The sequence below is a fragment of the Limnohabitans sp. TS-CS-82 genome (assembly GCF_002943475.1).
In genome coordinates, this window is sequence record NZ_PTQX01000026.1 from 1 (window position 1) to 22615 (window position 22615).

Below are 22615 nucleotides of genomic sequence, written 5' to 3' on the forward strand. Positions count from 1 at the left end.
CGAACTTGAGCTTCTCGGAGTGGTCAGCGGTATTTGGTGACCCGAAGATGACGACAGCACTGTTGGACCGGTTAACGCATCACTGCCACATCGTTGAGACGGGAAACGAAAGCTACCGGTTCAGGAACAGTTCGACTCAAAGCAACAAGGAGGGAAAACAGAGAAAATCAAAACAGGAGCTCTAAAAAGCTTAAATCGGGTGGGTCAATATTCGATGCAAATCCTGGGTCAGATTTGGATGCAATTCAACAGCTTGGCCCCGTATTGATTGCCTTGGCTTGCCTTTGCTGGGCCATCGACAACAACTTAACACGTAAAGTGTCTGCCTCGGATGCCTTGTTCATTGCTGGTATCAAAGGATTGATCGCAGGCACCGTCAACTGCGTACTTGCCTTGCTCTTGGGTCTGTCGTTACCAGCCGTTCTTGTGGTTTTCTCAACCATGACACTAGGATTGATAGGTTATGGCTTAAGCCTTGTTTTGTTTGTTCTGGCGTTACGTGGCTTAGGCACAGCTCGAACGGGTGCTTACTTTTCAACGGCCCCCTTCATTGGTGCAGCCATATCGGTGGTGCTGATGGACGAGGCAACGGGTGGACTTTTTTGGCTGGCGGCTTGTCTGATGGCGGTGGGTGTCTGGATTCACCTCACCGAGCACCACGAACATGAGCATCACCATGAATCACTTGACCATGAGCACGGTCACACGCATGATGTTCATCATCAACATACCCACAACTTTGCGTGGGATGGGCAGGAGCCTCACAGTCACAGGCATGTGCATACCGAAGTGATCCACAAACACCCACACTTTCCAGATATTCACCATCGACACACTCACTGACTATCTACAAAATTAGAAAGCAACGAATGGCCAAAAACAGTTCGCCGCTACCTGATTGGTACTCAGCGCTTCTGATGACTTGGATGTTAAAATTATCAGCGTCACTGGGGAGTAGCCGCTCTCATTTTGAAGAGGCTTACGTCAACACACTTGACCATACGGTCATGGCGTAAGCAGCCCAAAGCCTGGCAAGACCTTTGACCATGATGCCTCCATAAGGCTGGAGATGCGTCGTGGTCATTTGTCTTTGATCCAGCCTTGGAGCTTTTATGGAATCCCTCCTCGTCTCTACTGGTGTTGTTGCTCTCGCCGAAATCGGAGACAAAACCCAACTCCTTGCGTTCATTCTGGCGGCAAGGTTCAAAAAACCAATACCAATCATTGCTGGCATTCTCATTGCGACGATCATCAACCATGGTCTTGCAGGTGCTCTTGGTGCATGGATTACCTCTACAGTTAACCCAGAAACATTACGTTGGGTACTTGGAGCCTCATTCATTTGCATGGCAATTTGGACAATGATTCCAGATGAGATCGAAGAAGATGAAACACAAGTTGCAAAACGTTTTGGAGTGTTTGGCGCAACACTGATCACCTTCTTTTTGGCTGAGATGGGCGACAAAACTCAAATCGCAACAGTGGCAATGGCAGCGCACTATTCAACACCTCTGTTGGTTGTAATTGGAACTACGCTTGGTATGTTGATTGCGGATGTACCTGCTGTCTTCGTGGGCGATAAGCTCGCTGACAGAATTCCAATGCGACTTGTTCACTCCATTGCTGCTGGTGTTTTCGCTGTGTTGGGTATCGCTACATTGCTAGGTGCTGGCTCAGGTTTTGGGTTCTAAGTTTAGGTATCGGCAATGAGATTTCTACAGGCCATTCGAGTTTGGGCAAAGAAAATCAAAAGAGACAGCGTGACCCTATGGTTCGCTGAAAAACATCCCTGCACGCCTAAATTGATAAAGTTTTTGGGTATGTTTGTGGTGGCGTATGCACTGAGTCCTATCGACCTCATTCCAGACTTTATTCCTGTGCTGGGTTATCTTGATGATGTGATCTTGTTGCCAGCACTTACCTGGTTAACGGTGAAGCTGTTGCCGATGGACATCTTGATTGTGTGTCAACAACAGGCAGATGACTGGATGCAGGAGAAGCAAGCCAAGCCAACTAGCCGTTGGGGAATTGTGCTTGTTGTTTCAGTTTGGGCGGTGACGGCGGTTGTGCTTTGGAATTGGGTATCGTTCTAGGAACGACTTCAAATTTAAACTTCCAAAGCTGGGTTATCTTTTTTAAAAGCTCAAATATGAAAACACTATTTCTCTATTTCGCTACGGCCGTAGCTGAAATTGTTGGCTGCTACCTACCTTGGTTCTGGCTACGGCAGGGAGGATCCATTTGGCTTCTCATACCCGCATCGATTAGCTTAGCTTTGTTCGCTTGGCTACTGACTTTGCATGACGCCGCCTCTGGGCGTGTTTATGCTGCCTACGGTGGGGTCTACATCAGTGTTGCCATAGTCTGGCTCTGGCTTGTTGATGGCGTTCGCCCATCAATCTGGGATGTGGCTGGTGTTGCAGTGGCATTGGCTGGAATGAGCATCATCGCCTTTCAACCGCGTTGGGAGTTTTGAATAACTTCATTGGCCAATTGGGGAAATACAAACAAGCAAGTAGAAAGTAACCTTTGCACATGATTTTTTGACAGATTATTTGAGCGTGAATCGCACTGTTGCCACTTTGGAAGTGTTGATGACTTGCACAACTATCTTTGTTCCGACAAGCGTATTGAATTTTCCAACGGCTTCAAGTTTGTCGCCCGTTGGTTTTAGTTCAACCTCTTGCTTTTCACCACCTGAAAGCATCGTGACTTTGGCTGAAGCTTTAGTGATATTTACAGGCTTACCGTGATCGCGCAGATAAAGTTGCAAAGCATCGGCTCTTGCCACAAATTCATATTCAATGTCCTTCACCTCAGTAACCACACCTCCATGCATTGGTTGGGCATTGCCATGACTATGACCTTCTCCGGCTGCGAATGCGGCAGTGCTCAACAGCAAACTCAGAACAATCGCAAATTTTTGGAATTTCATTTCTGACCTTTCATTTATAAATTAAAGTGCTTCGGCGTCTTTGTCTTCAAGCAAACGTTCGGCATCTCGACGACCAAAGAGCCAGAACATAACTGGAGTCAGGAACGTATCCAGCAGCGTGGAGCTGATTAGTCCTGAAAAAATCACAACCGCAACTGGATGTAAGACCTCAGTCCCTGGGCGCTCTGCTTCGAAAAGCAATGGCGCCAATGCAAAAGCAGTCACTAAAGCGGTCATCAAAACGGGGCTCAATCGTTCAAGCGAACCCCGCAAAATCATTTTGTGATCAAAGTATTCACCTTCAAAGCGCATCAAGTTGATGTAATGACTAACTTTCAAGATGCCGTTTCTGACTGAAATACCAGCTAATGTGATGAATCCCACTAAAGCGGCAACAGACAACGGTTGTCCCGACAACCACAACCCGAGAACTGCACCGACTAAGGCCAGCGGTATGTTCACCATGATCAACGCTGAAAGACGCGTTGACTTGTAGCGGCTGTAAAGGACGACAAACATCAGCACCAGCGACACAATTGAAAGAAGACCAACTAGTCGTGATGCTTCTTCTTGGGCTTTGAACTGTCCTCCAAGCGTGATGAAATAACCCTCAGGTAGTTTGGTTTCAGCAACCACTGCCCGGATATCCGCAACAATTTCCGATAAAGCCCGGCCCGATGCGTTTGCGGATAAAACTATGCGGCGTTTTCCATCATCGCGGCTGATTTGATTTGGACCATCTCCATCCTCAATCGTCGCCAACTTTGACAAAGGAACTCGACCATTGGGTGTCTCAATCAAGATTTGGCTCAAGCCCTCAACCGAGCGAGCTGACTCGGGTAAGCGCACGACCAGTGCAAAACGCCGACCGCCTTCCACAATTTGTGTGATTTTTTCGCCTTCCACCAAGCTTTGTAAAGTAGAAAGCACTTGTGGCGCTGGAATTCCATACTGAGCTGCGGCGGCATAGTCAATGCGAACCTTGATTTGCGGTGCCAACACTTGCTTTTCAATTTGCAAATCAGCGATACCAGGAATAGTCGCTAACTGTGCACGCAGTGAATCGGCTTGCCCGCGTAAACCATCCAAGTCATCCCCAAATATTTTGATAGCGATTTGTGATCGCACGCCTGACAACATGTGATCGATTCGGTGAGAAATGGGTTGTCCGATTTCAAGTGCAGCGGGTAAATTCACAAGGCGAGATCGGATATCTGCCTTGATTTCATCCATGCTGCGGTTCAACTCTGCCGTAGGCTTAAGCCCAACGTCCAGCTCACTCACATGGACGCCTTCTGCATGCTCATCAAGCTCAGCTCGTCCGCTTCGACGACCGACATGGGTGACCTCTGGCACTTGCTTAACTAAGACCTCAGCTTGTCTGGCTAAGGCCGTTGTTTCAGACAAGGTCACACCGGGATTTAAGCGCAATCCAATCAGCAATGTTCCTTCGCTAAATGGCGGCAAGAAAGTCTTAGGAAAGAACGGAACTGCCGCAATCGCAGTTAGCACAGCTATACCAGAGGTAATCAATGCAATCTTAGGCTTGTGCAGAATACTTTGAAGACTGTTTGCGTATCGGGTTTTGAGCCATATTAAAACCTTGGTGTCGCCATGATCCAAGTTCTTCATTGATGGAAGAAGGTAATAACTCAGCACTGGGGTGATGGTCACTGAAACAAGCAAGGATGCCAAAGTAGAAACGATGAAAGAAATACCCAAGGGAACAAAGAGCTTGCCCTCCAATCCGGGCAATGCAAACAACGGAATAAAAACTAGGACGATGATCACCGTGGCGTACAAAATGGCAGATCTAACTTCCATTGAGGCTTTTGCCACAACTTCCAGGGGATTAAGGCGATGCTGCGGATGTTTTATGCGGTCTTCTTTTAACCTTCGCAGAATGTTTTCTACGTCAACAACTGCGTCGTCGACCAAACCGCCAATAGCAATGGCCAACCCACCAAGTGTCATGGTATTGATAGACAGACCAAAGTACTTAAATACCAAAGAGGTAATGAAGATTGATACAGGAATCGCTGTCAAAGCGATGATGGTGGGTCGGACCGTGCCCAAGAAAAAGAACAAAATCACAGCTACAAAAACAGATGCACCAATCAATTTACCTTGCAGCGTATTGATGGACGCTTCGATGAAGCTTGCTTGTCTGAACGTGACTCGGGGGGCTTCCATGCCAGCTGGCAAGGACGATTTCAAGCCCAGCAGGGCATCTTCAATTGCACGGGTTAGAGCAATCGTGTCAGCCGTTGGCTGCTTTTGGATGCCAAGAATGACTGCAGGTTTTCCCTCAAACCCAGCGTCACCACGCTTTAATGCCGCAGCAAAAGTGATCTCGGCAATTTGACGTAACAGGATCGGTTGTCCATTTTTTGAAGTCACTGCCAGATTTTTCAAATCATCTAACCGGGAAGTTCGTCCAAGGTTGCGAATTAGGTATTCCCGACCGTTCAGCTCTAAAAAACCACCTGATGTGTTAGCGGAAAAACCTTTCAGCGCAGCTTCCATCTGGTCGTGAGAAATCCCCAATTCAGCCATGCGAGCTGTATTAGGTTGCACTTGAAACTGACGAACCTCGCCACCAATCGGGATGACTTGCGCGACACCGGAAACTGACAGTAGGCGGGGACGCAAAACCCAGTCTGCATATTCTCGAACTGCCATGGCCGAGATCTTCTGCGTATCGACGGGTATAGCGATTTGCATGATCTCACCCATGATGGAGCTAATTGGCCCCATGCGCGGAAGAATGCCTACCGGGATGCCGCCCTCCATAGCTGAAAGTCGTTCGGATACTAACTGTCTTGCGCGAAAGATGTCTGTATCCCATCTAAAAGTCACATACAGAAAAGACAAACCGGCTGAAGAAATTGATCTGACGGATTCGACGCCAGGCAAGCCGTTCATCGCAGTCTCTAGTGGGAATGTGATGAGTTGTTCCACCTCCTCAGGAGCCATGCCACCTGACTCGGTCATGATGGTCACGGTGGGTTTGTTCAAATCAGGAAAAACATCCACAGGCGTTTTTGTCAACGTGAATGCACCGTAAGTCATCAACACGACACTAGCGATGATCACCAGCAATCGATTGGCTAAACTGTTTTCAAGTAACCACTTAAACATATCAGCGCACCTGGTTAATCAATGTTGCACCTTGTGCCGCGATTAGATCGCCACTTTCAAGACCCGATGTAACTGCAACCCGCGTACCGTCTAAGGGTTCAAAAGTAATCGTGCGAGGCGTGAATCTCTCAGCGGCTGTTTTGACCCAAACAATAGACTGATTGGCAGGATTCTTCATCAACGCAGACACTGGTACAGCCATCCCTTTCACCTTATCTTTGGTCTGAATCACAACTCTTATTGGTTCACCGAGAGCCAAAGCGCTCAGCTCTTCCCCTTGGGCTTTGAAATTCATGGGTAATGCTTGCTCACGTAAGCTACGTGCTGCTCCCAAAAATTGAAGCGCGATCTGCTGGTTATTTACGGCAACAAACGCTTTATCTACACTGGCGATGAGCGAAGTATCAAAGGCCAAGGCCTCAATTCTCAGACGTGCTGGGTCCACAATTTCAAATACCAACTCGCGCGCATCAATCACTTGTCCTGCCACAGCATTTGATGATGCAATCACTCCAGAAACCGGGGCTGCCAACGGCTCCCTGTGATTAAGTCCTGTGCTAACAGCTGAGACACGACCCGTTAAACTTTGCAAGTCACTCTCAGCAGCTTCGATGTCTTTGCGTGGAACGGTATCTGATAACTCCCTCAATCTTGCCAGTCGTTTTTCAGCAAGCGATTTAGCTGCCTTCAGTTCTGCCAGCTGTGCAAACTGATTGGATTGCTCAATAGGTGCCAGTGAAGAAACTAGATAGGCAAGGACATCGCCTTTGCGTACCGCACTACCGAGATTTGGTAAGCCTTTGGGGCCGGCCTCGACTCGGCCAGCATTGATGGCTTGCACTTTGCCTCCTGCATTGGGGTCCATGCTGACCTTACCGTTGAGTTCTATAGATTTCGGTAAGTCTGCAATTTCAGCTTTGATGGTGCGAATTACCAACTGGCGTTGAGCTGACTTCGGCAAGAAGACACTGCCATCAGGCAAACGCTGAGGACCATTCATACTGGGAGTGGCCGATATACCTCCATGGTCATGACCTTCTCCAGCCCAAGAATTGGTCGCCGGACACAGAGCAATTACTGCGGCCATCACGACAGTCAATGTTGAAAATTCTGTTTTGAAAGTCATGCTGCACCTCCTGTGCTGTTTGATTGGTGAGTCATCAGGCGCTTGCGAACAAAAAATAGCGCTACCAGCACGGCAGCAGAAAATAAAGCCCAGATGAACCACTTATGCAACCTATTCTTAGAGTTGCTACCCTGCGCGGACGAATCTGGATGAAAGTCCAACTCTCCTGCCAATAAATCAACTTCTTCGTCAATCGTGACGGTCGCCGTCACGCTGATAAGACCGGGTTGCGGCTCAGCTGGCAGAACAACTTCAAATTTATCTTCACCATACTTCTGTGCAATAAATTTAACGCCTGAAAACTCAAGCTCAATTAGTGCTTCTTTGACAGGTTCATTGGTTTCAAGCCGATCTAAGTAGAGTGTTATTTGCTTGCCATTCAAAACACCTACCAATTCGAGTGCATCTGAAACTGCTGCAAAACGTGGCGTGGAGGTGGCTGATGCGTTGGCTTTGACATCTCTATGACCTTCCCCGGCCCAACTCAGACTGGAAAGAGTCAAACTAAGGATCAGACAAATGTTTCTAAGTCTTGATGAAATATTCATTGAAATTTTTAGTAATGTTGATTGATTCATGACGCACCTTATTGAGGTAAGAGTCCAGCTGCTTGGCGTAGTGCTGAGATGGACGCTGAATATTCGATACGACTGAGGGCTGCTTGACGTCGCGCTTCAACGGCTTCCGCTTCGATGCGGAGACGAGTTGGCAAGTCGGATTCGCCAAGCTGAAACGATTTATCAAAGAAAGTGCGAGACTCCAAAGCCAATTTGGCTCTGCGCTCTGCTGCTTTGAGCTGGGCTTGCGCAGCGTTGGCTTTTGCTTGAGCGATGCGCCATATCGACTGTGTACGGTCGCGCTCTAAGCTCAATTGAGCTTGGGCTTGTGTTGCCTCTGCTTGAGCGTTAGCTACGGTTGCCTCATAGCGAGGACCACCACCAAAAGGAAGTCGAATACCAATCGTGACTTTGGAACTGTAGGGATCTACTAAATTGCCGCGGTCTCTGGATTTAGCGATTGTGAATTCAGGGTTCGCTCTTGTCCTTGTAGTGGCCAATGCAACAGTACGCTCAGCAACATCCGAGCGTGCTTGTAATTCCATCAACGCAGCGTGTACTTGTGGATATTCAGCTGAAGGCGGCAACTCAGGGCTTTCTGACAGATCCAGCATTGAGAAACTTGTTGCCCCAATCGATGATTGGATGATTTGAATAGCAAGTTCTAAATTGGCTTGAGCCATGGCATACGCAGATTCAGCCACTGCAGCGGCACCTTCGGCTTGGTGTTGATCCGATTGAGCTAAATCACCTGCTTTCACACGTTTTGCGACATCATCAGCCAAGCGTCGCGCATTGGTCAATTGATCCGCAGTGACTTCTTGCTCAATGCGAGCACGGTGTAAATTCCACCAATCTTCTCGAATTTTTCCAGCTACACGCAGTTGATTGGCTTTGATTTGATACTCTAAAGCGTTGGCTTGAGCTTCTGCAAGCGCAGAGCTTTTGCTTCGTTCGCCAGGTAACCACATCGGAACAGCGATTGCGATTTGTTCCTCCCGTGCCCCCAAATTTCTGTTCCACTGATCAGATTTTGAGTTCAGCTCTACCGCTGCGGGTTCTGGCGTTAATGCTGCCGCCGCTCGCTTTTGAGCTTGCAAGGCTTGCTGCCGTGCCTCTAAAGCTTGCGCTTCAGGTTGACGTAACCAAGTGGCATCAAAAATATCTTTGACGCTTTGAATTTGCCTTGGCTGATTGGTATTTTGCGCAAATACATTAATGACACTGCATACTGAAAAGGCTGCTACTGCACACAGCTGCCTTTTGTAATTCCATTTTTCTCTTCGATACATTCGACTCTCCTAGGTCGTTAAAAACCATGACTTGGAGATCGGTAAAGACGCTGCATCGACATGCGCGGCCACTTCAGAACTGAGGTTCAGTTCTTATGAAATAGGCTAAAGCGATGGATTGAACAAACCTCACCGATCAGGCGAGGTGGTTCCACTGAGGTCGTTCTGGTCGTTCGATAGCAGAACGAAAAAAGAGTTCGGTTTGGGTTGCCGTCATGTGCTGAGGCACTTGGGATGAAGGTATTTCAGTTTGAACAATCAGTGCTGCACAACAACCGGCGTGGCAACTGGCGCAATCTGTATCAGTACCGTCGAGATTGTTCATCTTTGAGGTGGGCACTTTTGAATCGGACGCGGAGTCGCCAGACTTGTGCTCATGCTCGTGATGACCGGGATGTTGTGCTTGGGAGCTGGTATTGCTTTCGTGCTGGCAATAACCACTCACTGCAGCCCAAGAGAGCTGCAGCGGTGTAAATACCAGCAAAAGAATGACGATCCAGCGTTGCATTGTTTTAGAGTCTATCAGCAAAGAATAAAGTGAAGGTTAGTTACGCCCTGAATAAACATGGTCACTTTGGGGTTTTCAACAAACGTAAACCGTTGAAGACAACCAACAGACTTGCCCCCATGTCGGCAAACACTGCCATCCACATGGATGCATCACCAAAAATTGCCAGAGCCAAAAACACCGCCTTGATGCCTAGAGCCAATGTGATGTTTTGCCAAAGCACGGCATGTGTTTTCTTAGACAAGTGAATGGTCTCAGGTAAGCGACGTAAGTCATCGTTCATCACAACCACATCAGCCGCTTCCATCGCTGTATGTGTGCCAGCGCCTCCCATCGCAAAACCGATATTGGCTTTTGCCAAGGCTGGTGCGTCGTTAATTCCGTCACCCGTCATGGCAGTGACGCCAAATCTTTTCTGCAACTCAGCAATCGCTTCTAGTTTGTCTTCTGGCAAAAGGTTGCCTCTGACCTCATCAATTCCTGCTTGGGCTGCTACTGTATGAGCCGTGGCAATGTTGTCACCAGTCAACATCACGGGAGTTACGCCCATCGCTTTTAACTCAGCCACTGCTTGTGTAGATGACGGTTTAATCGTGTCAGCCACAGCGCACAAAGCCATCACCCGATTGGCATTGGTCAATATGGTGACGGTTTGTCCTGCTTCTTCATGAATTTTGAGGCGAGCTTCTAGTTCAGCAGAGCATTGGTCGCGCTCTTCAATCCAACGGTGATTGGCTAACGCATAGTTATGCGTGTCAATCACACCTTGAACACCTCGTCCTACAACGGCTTGGAAATCGCTGACGTCTTTCAGATCTGCTGTGAGACCTTCGGCAATGGCTTTAGACACGGGATGATCTGAACGAGCAGCAAGACTTTTCGCGATGCATTGAATCATTGCGGGGTCTAGGCTTGTATCGATGGGTTCAAACGCTACCAATTTGGGTTTACCTTGTGTGATCGTTCCCGTTTTGTCTAATGCCACCACCTTGATGCTTCGGGCCTCTTCAAGATAAACGCCGCCTTTAATCAAAATGCCACGGCGTGCCGCTGCTGCCAAACCGCTGACCACAGTGACAGGCGTGGAGATGACCAAGGCACAAGGGCAAGCAATGACCAAAAGTACCAAGGCTTTGTAGAGTGCTTGCATCCAAGTCCAATCCGTGAGCCAAGGCATCAGCACAGCAACCGCAACAGCTAAAACAAAAACCGCAGGGGTGTAAATGGTCGCAAATTGATCGACGAACCGTTGAGTTGGCGCACGTGAAGCCTGAGCTTGCTCAACGGCGTGAATGATGCGAGTTAAGGTGCTGTCCGAAGCCAAAGCAGTGACCCGAATTTCTAGCGCACCCGACTGATTGATGGTGCCTGCATAGACTTCATCACCAGCTGCTTTATCAACAGGAAGACTTTCGCCAGTGACAGGGGCTTGATTGACGGCACTGATGCCCGACGTGACAACACCATCAAGGGCAATTCGCTCACCTGGACGCACACGCACAGTCGCCCCTACTTCAATGGTTTTGACGGGGCATTGCAGCCATTGACCGTCAGCTTGGAGAACTTCGGCTTGCTCTGGTGCAAGTGCCAAAAGGCTTTTGATGGCATTACGAGCACGGTCAACTGCGCGGGCCTCAATGGCTTCTGCAATCGCATACAGCGCCATCACCATGGCGGCTTCAGGCCATTGCCCAATTAAGAAGGCACCTGTGACAGCCACCGTCATTAGGGCGTTCATGTTCAAGCGTCCCTGCATCAGAGCCGATACACCTTTGCCGTAAACAGAAAACCCAGCCAAGGCGATTGCACAAGCGGCAAGCGCCATGCCTAGTATCTTTGTTGGCAAGTAATCAGGGAGGGCAAATGCCAGGCCCTCAGCGGCCAAAGACAGTGCCAATGCACAAATCAATTTTCCCCATGACGCCCAAAAGCTGTGAGATACAACGTTGCCATCATTTGCGTTGTCACTATTTAAAGGCTCTGGCTTAAAGCCTACCTTGCGAATGGCGTTAACCGCTTCTATAACGACCTGTTCATCAGCCGCAATCGTCAACTCTCGAGCGGTCAGATTGAAACCCAGACTTTGAATACCTTCAACATTTGTCAGCGCATGGCGAATTTCTGATTCCTCTGAGGCGCAGTCCATGTTGGCAATACGAAACCTCTGTCCATCAAGATTTGAAATAACGTTACTGGTCTGTTCAAAAGTGACAGGCGTGGTGTCGCAAGCAGTCCCGCATCCGCAGGAAGTTTGAGTTTTAGATGGCTGAACTTGCTCAGTGGCTGACATGACGATTACTCCTAGTTGCCTATATTAAAAACCCTATAGCCGCTACAGAGTCAACCACTTAAAATACAAGTCTTCAAATTAGTTGAGAAAACCACGATGAAGATCGGTGAATTAGCCAAAACCACTCATACACAGGTGGAAACGATTCGATATTACGAGCGCGAAGGGTTGTTGCCTGAGACGGTTCGCACGGAGGGCAACTACCGAATTTATAGCCCTGATCACGCCACACGGGTGTCGTTCATTCGCCACTGTCGAAGCCTAGATATGACGCTGAACGAAATTCGCACCTTATTGACGTTCAAGGATGCACCACAAGGAGACTGCGCGGGCGTCAATGAATTGGTAGACGCACACATAGCGCACGTTGCGTCAAGGATTAAAGAACTAAAAGCATTAGAGCGTCAACTAAAAGAGCTGAGACAAACTTGCACAGAATCCAAAGAGACAAATCAATGCGGCATTCTTGCTGAGCTGTCTGTGCCTCCACGCAAATCTGCTGCTCTCAAAAGCATTGCCGGACATATTTCTGGAACACACGCATAAAACTTGAGAACGACCCGTTAGTAATTTTGGTCAACAGCACTGGACTGGCTGGTCACATTACCGGACTCAGTGGTCAACTTAACTGGAATAAGTAGCTGCTCATCCCCAAAAAGCTTATCAGACCAGCTTGCGAAAATAGCTCTAAATTAGCCAAGGCCTGAAATGACAAGGATTAGAGAGCGATGCGGCAAAGAAAAAGCCCAATCAGGCATGCCTGACTGGGCTTAGAAAAAAGATGAGTTGATTTAAGCTGCGGTCATCGAAAGAGCAGCTTTGCTGTTTGCATCAATAACAGCACCTATTCGCTCAACAAGCGCCTTCTCCGATTCGTTAATTTGATGTTGACTGATAGCAGTGGCTACAGTTTTATCCCAAGACTTTCCGATATCTTCGGCCATTTTTCTAAACTGCCGCATCGTCGGTTTGAAACCGAATCCACAGTCCTCACAAAAAGCCTCCCACGAGTGAGAGCCAACAGCATCGTAGGTACTCTCATCCCCGATGAACAGAGCCAAATCGTTGTCACCATAGGCTTGCACGCACAGAAGGTCATAAAAAGGAGCCAGTTCATAGCCTTGGCTATTGACCATCAATGAAATGTTTTTGGCGTGCGCATCACTGTTGCCAATCAAGTAATTAAACATGACCCATCTCTGGACTGACAACAAGTCCTTACCTGAAAGCATCAAGCCGCGAAACGCATGCACGATTTTTTTGAGACTAACCAAGCCACCTTGTCTCTCGTATTTCCAATCAGCGCCCACACCTAAAAGCTGGCATGCATCAATTTGATGCAAGCAAACGATCGCTCCTTTGACAACAGCGCGGTCATATCGCTCCACAACATAAAGTGTCTCAGGCACCTGTATCAAATCAACGCGCGGCACCGAAAGTCTCATTTCATGAGCCAACTTCATGCAGAGGTACTCGTTGATTGCACTAGGTTGATACTTCTCTAACCTCGAGTCTGGTTTTGCAATGTGTGTTGTGGGCGAGCCCCCAACACTGTCGTAAAGGCGATCTCGCTTGCCGTCGTACCGCAACCCGACTTTGTCTTGCGCACCTGCAAGTGACATGCGAGTTTGTTCATTGGAAGTCAACAGCGGCTTCTTTTGGGCACGCGCTTTAACTCGTTGACTTAATTCTTCTTTGGACAGCTCACTGTATTTTTGCTGAGTGTCTGGCTCCTTACCCTCTGGCAGGACAGACAACACTCCTGGTAGATCAGCACCCATTTCTCCAATAATTTCAAAGGTATTGGCATCGCGAAGCTGGATTTGATTCAGGATTTCATCAAGCGGCGTTCCCTCTGGCAATAAATTGGCAAAGAACGTTTTTATGGCATCCCCTCTGTGGGGCTCCAATCGCAATTCAAATTGAGGCGCCAATGGAAATGCGGCCTCATCCTTAATCCATTGTTCGTCGTATTGGAAAAAATACTGTGCGGCTTCATGGCCAAACCACCCCATTGGCTGAGCATTCGCCCATACACGCAAGCGAATCATGATTTACCCCCATTGCCCAACGAAGCAATGCCTGAGCCTAGCGCTTGTCGAAGGCCTCTGGGGGTTACGACTTGATCATCAGACACACCAAAATCAGATCGCTTACTCGGATGCGTCATATGCAGGCCTAACCCCGCGCGAGTTTTGGGATTCGTTTCAATATGTAAACCCAACTTCTGAGCTTTCTGCAATCGCTCCTTATCTAGCTCTTCGACTTGAGGTAACCCAGCGACATTCAGACTGAGCCCCAGTCCGCTGATAAGCTTTACGAGTTTTCCAAGACTGCAGTTTTCTGGATTCGCTTCAACATCACGAATGAAAGATGCGCTCACGCCACAAACTGACGCGGCCTCCTCCCGAGAAAGCTTTTGACGCTTACGCTCAGACTCCAAAGCCTTGGCTAACTTATTGAGTTGGGATTCTTCTATTCTCATTTTTTGACCTCATGAGGTCATATCATGTCATAAAAACTCTGTTTACGCAATAATTTATCCCCATGAGGTCAAATTTCACCAAATCATCTGAATTACTTAGTTTTTTGCTCCCAAGGGGTCAAAATTAACTGAGGCGACTCCCAAGGAATACATGCCTAAGCGACGGTTTCGAACAACAAGGGACTGATACGCATACATAGGCCCTTCGTACAAAGGATCGCCCTTGTTCGCTGTCTTCACCTTGAACACATCAATGAGCTTGTCACTAGACAGATGCGCCTTGCGCATGATCGTCTCAGCTGACTGCGGCTGCCCTTGGTACCGCCAGAGCACTTCAAAGATTGCCGCCTGTGCCGCAGTCAACCGAACAGGCTGACTCGACCAATCTGGCATATGAACCCATTCAAAGGTTTCAGAAAACGGTCCATGCACCGCAGCTAATTTGGGCTGCACCACAAGATTGAGTTCATCACTCCCCTCACCCACGAGCCGCAACCCATTCCCGTGAATCGCAAAGCGATCTTCAAGATGCCACCAGATCGCGGTGCCTGAGAGTGGGTCCGATGAGGTTCGACCCAGAGGCCTTGGCGTGATCACCCAACTGTCTGGGCGAGGTGTTTTACCGTGAAACAGATGCAACGCGTTCGCCACAACGAGCTCAATCCGTTGAGCCAACAAAACTGCTCGTTTCTTGTTGACCCCAATCTGCCACACCCCTTCATGAAGTTTTTGCACAGAAATATGCGCTGGGATGTTCAATGCCGCACGAAGTTTTCTGATCAGCCATTCGATATCGACAGCCCAGTTACGTTGCTCAGATAAATCCACCTTGTAAGGACCACAGTCTGGGCATTGAACATGCATCTCACCATCGCATCGAAACACAGGACCTCGGTACAAGCCACAAAAGGAACAACTTGCGTAACGTGAATCCAATGGCCCTGGCACCACTGCCTTGAGCTCGCTCAGTACCTTCAGTCCAGCGACTTGCGTTTTAGGAATAGAACGCTCGTAGGAGTACCCACCACGGGTCAGGAGCAACGAAGCCAAAGCCATCGCTTTTTTATTCGTAGGCATATGAACTCCTTCACTCGAAAAGGCTCATTGGCTGACTACTCCCCGTTTTCCCGGCTTCATGGAAGTTCAGCGCCTGCTTTGGCTCAAGAATTTCGAGATGGACAAGGTAACCCTCGAGCTGGGTACGCAACTTCTCATCGAACTTGTGCAAGTTCAAACGCCCCTTGCTCGTCACTTCTACGCTGACTAGTGGACAGCGTGACTTTCCCTGTGCAGGAGCCATGAACAGATTCAGTGTGGCAGCGTGAATCTCCCAGCCACGGCTGAGTGGGTTTTCATTCTGAAAATACGCCCCAATCAAATCCGTCACGCATTGGCGATCGGTGGAGCCACTAGCCGAGCATTCAATTTTCAACCGCTCACAAGGGCTCAACAAATGCAGGCTCTTAACTTGCAAACCCACAAAACCATCCTCGAATGCCTGTGGAATTTGCAACCCTAAGCGAAGTTTTGAGAGATCCAACACTGGGCGTTGAATGCGCTGGGCTTCCGCACTGACACCCAACATATGCGCCGCAAAAGCCTCACACAGCATGGCGTGATATTTCGCTCCGCCCCTAATGATGGTTCTTACAACGCCTGTAATCTGTGAGTACTCCAACACCATGTGAATGTTTGGACTACCCACTCGGCGCTGCAACTGAGCGCCCTCGAACTCCAGACGCGCAGTAGCGAGATCTTTGGCGTGAATCGTGATCAAGTGGGTACCTTGCGAACGATCCAGCACATTGACCACACACACCTCGCCACAACCTAACTCGCGTTGGTAGAAGACTTTGATCGCGTCGCAAAACTCAGTGATCGAACGCTCGTCACGATTGACCTCACGTCGTAGCCCCAGATCATGCTGTTGGGCCTGCTGGCTGTGCTGGTCCAAATATTCAATCTCAGCTGCAGCCTCAAACAATGCGGGGTGGTTGACGTAGAGCCAGAACGAGCGATGCAAATCGTTTTTGCAACCAATCAGTCCGACTAACTCACTGGGCTTGTCATGGGTTGCTTGAAACATGGCCTGCTTTCCCAGAGGGTGTGCAAGTGTTGAACTTGCATGCAAGCCCGCAATGATGCGGTCACGCTTAACCGTATCTAGATAGCTCTGGATGAGCTTGACCAGTGTGCGTGACGTGTAAATGTTGTCTTGCCAGCTCCACCCCTCTGGCAACGGTAGCGCGTGCCGCTCCAAGAACGTTTTGAGCGTCTCGTCAATGGGAAGATTTATCAGAATGTCTGCGTAATTCTGTAGTTTGCTCACAGTTGTCTCCTTTTATCGTTTTTATTTCGGGAATGAGGCGTCCCAACTCAGGACCTTGAGGACTTGAGCTTTGATGGATAAATGTCGGATTTGCTGGATAAATATACAGCATTTGGAAAATCTGTCAAAACCATCAACAGAGACCTGATTCCATCAGGCAGGCCTACCCAAAAGCTAACAACCATGCGACCTTAGAAAGAGTTGTCCCCCTTTGGGCCGCTAAAACACGTTACTTTTTAGGGGGGTCGTTCTTACGATTCGTGGACAGTTTTTGCAATAAGTGCCTATCCATGACCCACCACCAAAACCTATCAACAAAAGTCCCTGACAAACGGCCCGAGAAGAGTGGATACCTCTCCCTGCAACAGATCAGCAATCTGATGGCTCATGGTGCAGTTATTCAACACGCGTTACTGACTAAAGCAAATAACAGTCGGCTTTACGCCACTGACAGAGATGAGTTTGTGGACTTCTATGCCTGGCAGAGCGTCAATACGAACCCGTCTACAGAACAAGGAGTTCGCCAATGAAGCCACGATCCATCACCCCGCGCGAGCAGCGCAACATCGACCAACTCAACGCCATTCAAAGCGAGGTCACAGCCTTGCATGAGATGAAGATGCCTGAGCTTTGGAAACTGTGGGATCACCATTTCCCGCGCAGGCCAATTCACCCCAACCGCAAGTTCATGACCTCACGTCTGGCATACCGGTTGCAGGAGTTGACCTTCGGTAGCTTGCCTCAGTCAACCCGTGACATGTTGGCCAACTACGGTCAACAGTTCTCATCGATTAAGAGCAAAACCCCAGCCAAAGCCGTGGCCATGCCCGGTGCCACGCTGGTGCGAGAGTTTGATGGCCAAGAGTACCGGGTGCAGGTACTGGCCGATGGCCGCTATGAGTACAACGGTCAGATTTATCGCAGTCTGTCTGCCATTGCCAAAACCATCACTGGAACCCAATGGTCCGGCCCGGCCTTTTTTGGCCTCAAGTCCAAGGTGGCTGCATGACCATGGTGGCACCTAAACGATGTGCGGTGTACTGCCGCGTCTCCTCCGATGAACGGCTGGACCAGTCTTTCAACTCCATTGATGCACAGCGCGAGTCAGGTCTGTCCTTTGTCATGAGCCAACGCGCTGAAGGCTGGGTTGCGGTTCAAGACACCTACGAAGATCCCGGTTACTCCGGTGGCAACATGGAGCGCCCCGGCTTGAAACGCCTGCTCGCCGACATCAAGGCTGGCAAAGTGGACATGATCGTGGTCTACAAAATTGACCGCCTGTCACGCTCGCTGGCTGACTTTGCCAAGATGGTGGAGGTCTTTGACAAGCACAAGGTCAGCTTTAGCTCGGTCACCCAGCAGATCAACTCAGCCACCTCCACCGGTCGGCTGATGCTCAACATGCTGCTGTCATTTGCTCAGTTCGAACGTGAAGTGACCGGCGAGCGCATCCGCGACAAGATCGCCGCATCCAAGCGCAAAGGCATCTGGATGGGCGGTCCGGTGCCTCTAGGCTACCGAGTTGAAAACCGCTTGCTGCTAGTTGATCCGCAAGAAGCTGCGACGGTGAGGTGGATCTTTGACACGTACAGACGCACCCACTCCACAACACTGATGGTCCAAGACATGAAGGACCAGAAAATCCTGACAAAGACGGGACGCCATTTTTGCAAGCAGGCGCTCTACAAGGTCCTGCACAACCGGGTGTATCTGGGCCAACTGCAGCACAAGGGTCAATTCTTTGCAGGTGCACATGAACCTTTGATCGATCAAGCTGCTTGGGAGCATGTTCAAAAACTGATGACAAAAGACAGCGAAGAAAACACCAGGTCGGCTTGGGCTCAAAAAGCGCAAAAGGAATTCTTGCTTCGAGGCCTAATCTATAGCCCAGAGGGAGATTTGTATCTACCTGTGGCTACGCAGAAGAAATCGGGAAAGGTTTACCGTTACTACGTGCACAATAAAAAGGTGAATTCTGGTGCATGTCACAGCGACATTCCAAACCAACCCGCCGATTTGGTGGAGAACGCAGTGACTGAACAGGTTCTTGATTTTTTGCGATCGGGAACGATGCTCAACAATTATTGGCATCAGATACAAGCACTCAATCCCGGTATTCCAGAACCTCAAGCTGTGGTGCTTATCTTGCAGCGAACTGCAAATATCTGGGACACCTTCTTTGATCAGATCAAACGAAACATCATTCGCAGCCTAGTTGAGCGGGTTACCTTGGAAGACGATTCGATTTCGATCAACTGGCGCACCGAAGGATGGTTGCCATTGCTCGAGACGATGAAACCCAAAACGGTGGGTGCTGAGCGACTGGAAATGGAGATGTTGGCATGAGCGAAATGACTCACACGGCCGAAGCACCTTTGCGTATCACAACGCGTATTTCGCTCAAGCTCAAACGTCGGCCGGGTCGGGAAACTATTGTGGAAGATCTTGAACTCACCGGAGGAAACATTCAGGGCGACACCGTTAACTCCGGCATCAATGTCCCCTTGCTGCAAGGACTGGCACGAGCGTTTTACTGGCAGCGACTATTGGACTCTGGCGAAGTAAGGAGTGGCACCGAGATCGCCAAATTGGAAGGACTCAATCCAAGCACGGTCAATGAGCTACTACGCATCACACTTTTAGATCCTTTGCTTGTTCAGCACATTCTTAAAGGTCAGTATTCACAGGAAATGAGCATGATGTGGTTCACGCGAAATGCGCTGCCAGACCTTTGGCAAAAACAGTTTATGTAGAGCGGCAGACTTCGTCCTAAGCATGCTTACTGAATCACCTAGTTTCATGAGGAACGGATGTTTTCGTATGCACGCATTCTTGGCCAAGAGCCTACAGTCAGATTTGGTTTTCCTATATCCGCTTTAACCGTATTACAAATCACCGGTTGATGAATGTACAGGTAGTTGCATAGCTAATCAAAATCAAGTATGCTATCTACGATGTTTGACCATTGCTTATATTTCAACACCACCGCTTTGGCTCGTCGCCTTGAGCGTGAATGGACTGAAGCATTTTCGATGTTTGGGTTGTCTCCGCCGCAAGCGTTCATGCTGCGGGTGATACTTGCCAAACCTGGATTGCTTCAGCGCGAACTTGCAGATGAACTCTCCATAGCCAGACCTACCGCGACACGCGCATTGGACTTACTGCAAACTAAGGGGCTCATTGAGCGACGTGGGCGCGATGGAGATGGACGAGAAGTCTGTATCCAACCTACAAAGAATGCCATTGCCATCCATGCTGCATTAAATAAAGCAAGCGGGACAGTGACCAGTAAGCTCAAAAGGCTTCTGGGCGAGGCTGAATTTGGAGAAACAGTGTCGAAGATTCGTAGTGTTCGTTCAGGCCTTGAATGAGCATTTCTTGTTTATATAGTTGCATAGCTAATTAAAGGAGTTCATATGCCAATTTTGAATGTAAAAGTCAGCGGACAGCGGTCAAAGGAGATGACAAAGAGTATCTCGAAAATTCTCTTGGAACTTACCAGCAGAATTTTGCACAAGGACCCGGAGGTCACCGCGATAGCCATAGAGTACGTCCACCCGGAAGACTGGATTGTTGCGGGCAAGTCGTTGGCGGAGCATGGCAAGAGCAGTATTTACTTTGATATCAAAGTAACCGACGAAACCAACACCAAAGCTGAAAAAGCTCAGTACATCCGGGAAGCGTTTGATGCTTTTTCGACGCTACTTGGTGACTTGCACAATGAAAGTTACATCTATGTGCAGGATGTGAGGGCTACGTCCTATGGGTTCAGTGGACTCACTCAGGAGTACCGTTATCACCACGGATGACGAGTTAATTTAGATAACCATTTTTCAACCCTTCAGAGACATTCACCGTTGGAATTCCAATAATGGCGATCAGACCAAACCCGTCTCCAGCTCACTCGCCTAAAAGGCTGCAATAGGCTGAACTGAGCCACTCGTGGTGAGCGGTCGTTATGGCCGCCTCTATCACTACCCGTCATACAACAGGTAGTGCCTCCAAAGACTGCTGTACTACCAATACCGGGCACTTGACATGCTGTGCAGGTGATTAGCGCTTTAGCGAACATGAACGACCGGTCTAGCGCTAGCTGTAAAGACACTCCCGACCCCAAGCAGTCGGTGAGCAGCGTTTGCTGCATGTCCGCCTTTCAATTCATCGATACGGCAGTTGTGTAACGGTAGGCTTCTAATTCTTTTTACGATGGACAGCAACCATCACCTTCGCAATCGCTTCGAACTCGGCCGAGTGGGCGGATGTGGCGCGAGTCACCAATGCAATTACCCGCTTGGGGGCAGGGTTTGCCAGAGGCATTGCTTTGAGCGATAGATTTTGAAGAAGGCCGCTCTTGATCGCCATCTCCGGCAGTAAGGCCACGCCCATGCCTGAGGCGACCATCTGAACCAGCGTCAGTAGACTGGTGGCTTCCATTCCGTCCACACTGGCAACCTCTGCCGTCCGGCAGGCCTGCAGAGCGTGGTCGCGCAGGCAATGCCCTTCCTCGAGCAGCAGCAACCGCTTCGTCCATGCGCTGCTGAGCTGGATCGCTTTGCCGGTGATGGCGGGGTCTTGCTCTCGTCCCACCAGCCAGAACTTGTCCTTGTAGAGCGGTTGCACGCGCAGGTCATCCGTGTCGTAGGGCAGTGCGATCAGTGCGAAGTCCAGCTGGCGGTCGCGCAGCCGCTCCAGCAGATGGGCGGTCAGGTCTTCGCGCAAGGCCAACTGCAGTTGCGGGAATTTCTCGCGAAGGGCGGGCATGACAGTCGGCAGCACAAATGGGGCAATGGTGGGGATCACACCCAGGCGCAGCTGCCCTTGCATGGGTCGTGACGCGTCCGATGCAAAGTCGCTCAGGTCTTCGGCAGCAGCCAGCACCTGCCGCGCACGGGCCACCACCTCTTTGCCTACCGCCGTCAGCGCCACGGTCTGTTTGTCCCTCTCCACCAGTTGCACACCCAGGGTGGATTCGAGTTCCTTGAGTCCCGTGCTCAGGGTGGACTGGCTCACAAAACTCGCTTCGGCTGCGCGGGTGAAGTTCAGGTGCTCGGCCAGGGCCAGCAGGTAGCGCAGTTGTCTCAGAGAGGGCAGGGCAGCCATGGTCGGGTTCCTTGGGGCTTTGTTATCTGAATTTTAGATTGATTCAGTTGAAATTATGCGTTGGACCGATTGATCGCCGAAATCCACAATTCATCCCATCGCAACACATCTTCACCACCAAGGAGCTTAAAAATGGCACGTCCCGAAATCAAAACCTGGCAGAACCTCGAAGCCGCATTCGCGGGCGAATCGATGATTCGCCCTGGCAGGCCAGGCTACAACGAACAAAACTGCTTTGCAGAAAAGCTTGCCAGCGCTGCTGGCGTGAATTGATTTTTTAACCCCTGAAATGGAGAAATGACATGACCACGAAACTCGACAAAGTCCTCTACACCGCCAAGGCACGTACGACCGGAGGCCGCGATGGCCGCGCCGTGTCCGACGACGGCTTGCTTGATGTGAAACTCGCTCCGCCAAAGGAACTGGGTGGCATGGGCGGCGCGACCAACCCCGAGCAGCTGTTTGCGGCGGGCTACTCGGCCTGCTTCATGGGCGCACTCAAGCATGTGGCCGGCATGAAGAAGGTAGCCGTGCCTGCTGATGCCAGCATTGAAGCCAGTGTGGACATCGGCCCGATCTCCCAGGGCTTCGGCATTGCCGTGCAGATGACCATCAACCTGCCGGGGCTGGACCGTGCGGTGGCGCAGGACTTGGTGGATACAGCGCACCAGGTGTGCCCGTATTCGAACGCGACGCGCGGCAACATCGTGGTCGATCTGACCTTAGGGTGATCTGCCGATCCTCAGGCGTGCACTGAGCAAGGAGTACCGTGCCTTGAGTCGCTGTTCGCCCCAGAACGGACTTCCAGGACGAGCATGCCGGCGACCGCTTCTGGCCGAATGCGCTGGTTGA

General features: G+C 49.9%; 26 protein-coding genes and 1 riboswitch. Of the genes, 14 read left to right on the forward strand and 12 right to left on the reverse strand.

The window, feature by feature from the left end:
• The 5 genes from C5F52_RS29045 to C5F52_RS29065 form a co-directional block, all read left to right on the forward strand.
• On the forward strand, positions 1 to 185 hold a 185-nt coding region (locus C5F52_RS29045; protein WP_161499784.1), incomplete at its 5' end, for an ATP-binding protein.
• Between the two features lie 49 nt (positions 186 to 234).
• Positions 235 to 843 carry a DMT family transporter gene (locus tag C5F52_RS29050; protein ID WP_201747112.1) on the forward strand — a complete coding sequence of 203 codons (609 nt, stop codon included), beginning with the start codon at positions 235 to 237 and terminating at the stop codon, positions 841 to 843.
• A 94-nt stretch (positions 844 to 937) separates the two neighbouring features.
• A riboswitch (yybP-ykoY riboswitch) is annotated at positions 938 to 1109 on the forward strand.
• A 3-nt stretch (positions 1110 to 1112) separates the two neighbouring features.
• On the forward strand, positions 1113 to 1691 hold the full coding sequence (locus tag C5F52_RS29055; RefSeq protein WP_104801829.1) for a TMEM165/GDT1 family protein: 579 nt from the start codon (positions 1113 to 1115) through the stop codon (positions 1689 to 1691).
• Positions 1692 to 1706: 15 nt separating this feature from the next.
• The gene (locus tag C5F52_RS29060) at positions 1707 to 2093 is read left to right on the forward strand and encodes a YkvA family protein (protein WP_104801830.1); all 387 of its coding nucleotides are present in this window, start codon (positions 1707 to 1709) and stop codon (positions 2091 to 2093) included.
• Between the two features lie 56 nt (positions 2094 to 2149).
• Positions 2150 to 2476, forward strand: a complete 327-nt coding sequence (locus C5F52_RS29065; protein WP_104801831.1) for a YnfA family protein — start codon at positions 2150 to 2152, stop codon at positions 2474 to 2476.
• A 75-nt stretch (positions 2477 to 2551) separates the two neighbouring features.
• Here C5F52_RS29065 and C5F52_RS29070 read toward each other — a convergent pair whose 3' ends face one another.
• The 7 genes from C5F52_RS29070 to C5F52_RS29100 all read right to left on the reverse strand — a co-directional run bounded on the left by C5F52_RS29070 (position 2552) and on the right by C5F52_RS29100 (position 11849).
• A complete protein-coding gene (locus tag C5F52_RS29070; protein ID WP_104801832.1) occupies positions 2552 to 2935 on the reverse strand; it encodes a hypothetical protein in 384 nt (127 codons plus the stop codon).
• Between the two features lie 21 nt (positions 2936 to 2956).
• The gene (locus C5F52_RS29075; RefSeq protein WP_104801833.1) at positions 2957 to 6076 is read right to left on the reverse strand and encodes an efflux RND transporter permease subunit; all 3120 of its coding nucleotides are present in this window, start codon (positions 6074 to 6076) and stop codon (positions 2957 to 2959) included.
• A gap of 1 nt (position 6077) precedes the next feature.
• Positions 6078 to 7202 carry an efflux RND transporter periplasmic adaptor subunit gene (locus tag C5F52_RS29080; RefSeq protein ID WP_369954734.1) on the reverse strand — a complete coding sequence of 375 codons (1125 nt, stop codon included), beginning with the start codon at positions 7200 to 7202 and terminating at the stop codon, positions 6078 to 6080.
• The gene (locus tag C5F52_RS29085; protein WP_146100203.1) at positions 7199 to 7780 is read right to left on the reverse strand and encodes a hypothetical protein; all 582 of its coding nucleotides are present in this window, start codon (positions 7778 to 7780) and stop codon (positions 7199 to 7201) included. Before C5F52_RS29085 ends, C5F52_RS29080 begins: the two co-directional genes overlap by 4 nt.
• A gap of 8 nt (positions 7781 to 7788) precedes the next feature.
• Positions 7789 to 9051 carry a TolC family protein gene (locus tag C5F52_RS29090; protein ID WP_104801836.1) on the reverse strand — a complete coding sequence of 421 codons (1263 nt, stop codon included), beginning with the start codon at positions 9049 to 9051 and terminating at the stop codon, positions 7789 to 7791.
• A gap of 136 nt (positions 9052 to 9187) precedes the next feature.
• On the reverse strand, positions 9188 to 9559 hold the full coding sequence (gene czcI, locus C5F52_RS29095; protein ID WP_104801837.1) for a cation efflux protein, CzcI family: 372 nt from the start codon (positions 9557 to 9559) through the stop codon (positions 9188 to 9190).
• Between the two features lie 61 nt (positions 9560 to 9620).
• Positions 9621 to 11849, reverse strand: a complete 2229-nt coding sequence (locus tag C5F52_RS29100; RefSeq protein ID WP_104801838.1) for a cation-translocating P-type ATPase — start codon at positions 11847 to 11849, stop codon at positions 9621 to 9623.
• 96 nt (positions 11850 to 11945) lie between these two features.
• Between C5F52_RS29100 and cadR the strand changes: the two genes are divergently transcribed.
• The gene (gene cadR, locus C5F52_RS29105; protein WP_104801839.1) at positions 11946 to 12395 is read left to right on the forward strand and encodes a Cd(II)/Pb(II)-responsive transcriptional regulator; all 450 of its coding nucleotides are present in this window, start codon (positions 11946 to 11948) and stop codon (positions 12393 to 12395) included.
• Between the two features lie 245 nt (positions 12396 to 12640).
• Here the strand turns inward: cadR and C5F52_RS29110 are convergent, their stop codons facing one another.
• The 4 genes from C5F52_RS29110 to C5F52_RS29125 form a co-directional block, all read right to left on the reverse strand.
• Positions 12641 to 13900: a HipA domain-containing protein gene (locus C5F52_RS29110; protein ID WP_104801840.1), complete on the reverse strand. Its 1260-nt coding sequence runs from the start codon at positions 13898 to 13900 to the stop codon at positions 12641 to 12643.
• Positions 13897 to 14334 carry a helix-turn-helix domain-containing protein gene (locus C5F52_RS29115; protein WP_104801841.1) on the reverse strand — a complete coding sequence of 146 codons (438 nt, stop codon included), beginning with the start codon at positions 14332 to 14334 and terminating at the stop codon, positions 13897 to 13899. Before C5F52_RS29115 ends, C5F52_RS29110 begins: the two co-directional genes overlap by 4 nt.
• A 96-nt stretch (positions 14335 to 14430) precedes the next feature.
• A complete protein-coding gene (locus C5F52_RS29120; RefSeq protein ID WP_104801842.1) occupies positions 14431 to 15411 on the reverse strand; it encodes a hypothetical protein in 981 nt (326 codons plus the stop codon).
• 10 nt (positions 15412 to 15421) lie between these two features.
• Positions 15422 to 16663: a hypothetical protein gene (locus tag C5F52_RS29125; RefSeq protein WP_104801843.1), complete on the reverse strand. Its 1242-nt coding sequence runs from the start codon at positions 16661 to 16663 to the stop codon at positions 15422 to 15424.
• A gap of 290 nt (positions 16664 to 16953) precedes the next feature.
• Here C5F52_RS29125 and C5F52_RS29130 point away from each other — a divergent pair, with 290 nt between their 5' ends.
• From C5F52_RS29130 to C5F52_RS29155, 6 genes are all read left to right on the forward strand, one after another.
• Positions 16954 to 17193 (forward strand): hypothetical protein, encoded by a 240-nt coding sequence (locus C5F52_RS29130; protein WP_104801844.1) that lies wholly within the window; start codon positions 16954 to 16956, stop codon positions 17191 to 17193.
• Positions 17190 to 17672, forward strand: coding sequence for a DUF2924 domain-containing protein (locus C5F52_RS29135; RefSeq protein ID WP_104801845.1), 483 nt, complete (start codon positions 17190 to 17192; stop codon positions 17670 to 17672). Before C5F52_RS29130 ends, C5F52_RS29135 begins: the two co-directional genes overlap by 4 nt.
• Positions 17669 to 19009, forward strand: a complete 1341-nt coding sequence (locus tag C5F52_RS29140; RefSeq protein ID WP_104801846.1) for a recombinase family protein — start codon at positions 17669 to 17671, stop codon at positions 19007 to 19009. Before C5F52_RS29135 ends, C5F52_RS29140 begins: the two co-directional genes overlap by 4 nt.
• Entirely contained in the window at positions 19006 to 19416 is a 411-nt protein-coding gene (locus tag C5F52_RS29145) for a hypothetical protein (protein WP_104801847.1), read from the forward strand. The genes C5F52_RS29140 and C5F52_RS29145 overlap by 4 nt, the downstream gene beginning before the upstream one ends.
• A gap of 201 nt (positions 19417 to 19617) precedes the next feature.
• Entirely contained in the window at positions 19618 to 20034 is a 417-nt protein-coding gene (locus C5F52_RS29150; protein WP_104801851.1) for a MarR family winged helix-turn-helix transcriptional regulator, read from the forward strand.
• 45 nt (positions 20035 to 20079) lie between these two features.
• Complete coding sequence (locus C5F52_RS29155; RefSeq protein ID WP_104801848.1) at positions 20080 to 20472, forward strand: 4-oxalocrotonate tautomerase family protein; 393 nt, start codon at positions 20080 to 20082, stop codon at positions 20470 to 20472.
• Between the two features lie 382 nt (positions 20473 to 20854).
• Here C5F52_RS29155 and C5F52_RS29160 read toward each other — a convergent pair whose 3' ends face one another.
• Complete coding sequence (locus C5F52_RS29160; RefSeq protein WP_104801849.1) at positions 20855 to 21763, reverse strand: hydrogen peroxide-inducible genes activator; 909 nt, start codon at positions 21761 to 21763, stop codon at positions 20855 to 20857.
• Between the two features lie 132 nt (positions 21764 to 21895).
• Here C5F52_RS29160 and C5F52_RS29970 point away from each other — a divergent pair, with 132 nt between their 5' ends.
• Positions 21896 to 22036, forward strand: a complete 141-nt coding sequence (locus C5F52_RS29970) for a hypothetical protein (RefSeq protein ID WP_161499785.1) — start codon at positions 21896 to 21898, stop codon at positions 22034 to 22036.
• A 29-nt stretch (positions 22037 to 22065) separates the two neighbouring features.
• Positions 22066 to 22494, forward strand: coding sequence for an organic hydroperoxide resistance protein (locus C5F52_RS29165; RefSeq protein ID WP_104801850.1), 429 nt, complete (start codon positions 22066 to 22068; stop codon positions 22492 to 22494).
• Positions 22495 to 22615: the final 121 nt, after the last annotated feature.

Coding starts and splice junctions, on each gene's coding strand:
- C5F52_RS29155 (WP_104801848.1), top strand. CDS start 20,080: ATGCCAATTTTGAATGTAAAAGTCAGCGGACAGCGGTCAAAGGAGATG.
- C5F52_RS29060 (WP_104801830.1), top strand. CDS start 1,707: ATGAGATTTCTACAGGCCATTCGAGTTTGGGCAAAGAAAATCAAAAGA.
- C5F52_RS29070 (WP_104801832.1), bottom strand. CDS start 2,935: ATGAAATTCCAAAAATTTGCGATTGTTCTGAGTTTGCTGTTGAGCACT.
- C5F52_RS29065 (WP_104801831.1), top strand. CDS start 2,150: ATGAAAACACTATTTCTCTATTTCGCTACGGCCGTAGCTGAAATTGTT.
- C5F52_RS29055 (WP_104801829.1), top strand. CDS start 1,113: ATGGAATCCCTCCTCGTCTCTACTGGTGTTGTTGCTCTCGCCGAAATC.
- C5F52_RS29085 (WP_146100203.1), bottom strand. CDS start 7,780: ATGAATCAATCAACATTACTAAAAATTTCAATGAATATTTCATCAAGA.
- C5F52_RS29120 (WP_104801842.1), bottom strand. CDS start 15,411: ATGCCTACGAATAAAAAAGCGATGGCTTTGGCTTCGTTGCTCCTGACC.
- C5F52_RS29090 (WP_104801836.1), bottom strand. CDS start 9,051: ATGTATCGAAGAGAAAAATGGAATTACAAAAGGCAGCTGTGTGCAGTA.
- C5F52_RS29970 (WP_161499785.1), top strand. CDS start 21,896: ATGGCACGTCCCGAAATCAAAACCTGGCAGAACCTCGAAGCCGCATTC.
- C5F52_RS29135 (WP_104801845.1), top strand. CDS start 17,190: ATGAAGCCACGATCCATCACCCCGCGCGAGCAGCGCAACATCGACCAA.
- cadR (WP_104801839.1), top strand. CDS start 11,946: ATGAAGATCGGTGAATTAGCCAAAACCACTCATACACAGGTGGAAACG.
- C5F52_RS29075 (WP_104801833.1), bottom strand. CDS start 6,076: ATGTTTAAGTGGTTACTTGAAAACAGTTTAGCCAATCGATTGCTGGTG.
- C5F52_RS29110 (WP_104801840.1), bottom strand. CDS start 13,900: ATGATTCGCTTGCGTGTATGGGCGAATGCTCAGCCAATGGGGTGGTTT.
- C5F52_RS29160 (WP_104801849.1), bottom strand. CDS start 21,763: ATGGCTGCCCTGCCCTCTCTGAGACAACTGCGCTACCTGCTGGCCCTG.
- C5F52_RS29140 (WP_104801846.1), top strand. CDS start 17,669: ATGACCATGGTGGCACCTAAACGATGTGCGGTGTACTGCCGCGTCTCC.
- C5F52_RS29130 (WP_104801844.1), top strand. CDS start 16,954: ATGACCCACCACCAAAACCTATCAACAAAAGTCCCTGACAAACGGCCC.
- C5F52_RS29080 (WP_369954734.1), bottom strand. CDS start 7,202: ATGACTTTCAAAACAGAATTTTCAACATTGACTGTCGTGATGGCCGCA.
- C5F52_RS29150 (WP_104801851.1), top strand. CDS start 19,618: ATGTTTGACCATTGCTTATATTTCAACACCACCGCTTTGGCTCGTCGC.
- C5F52_RS29145 (WP_104801847.1), top strand. CDS start 19,006: ATGAGCGAAATGACTCACACGGCCGAAGCACCTTTGCGTATCACAACG.
- C5F52_RS29165 (WP_104801850.1), top strand. CDS start 22,066: ATGACCACGAAACTCGACAAAGTCCTCTACACCGCCAAGGCACGTACG.
- C5F52_RS29100 (WP_104801838.1), bottom strand. CDS start 11,849: ATGTCAGCCACTGAGCAAGTTCAGCCATCTAAAACTCAAACTTCCTGC.
- czcI (WP_104801837.1), bottom strand. CDS start 9,559: ATGCAACGCTGGATCGTCATTCTTTTGCTGGTATTTACACCGCTGCAG.
- C5F52_RS29115 (WP_104801841.1), bottom strand. CDS start 14,334: ATGAGAATAGAAGAATCCCAACTCAATAAGTTAGCCAAGGCTTTGGAG.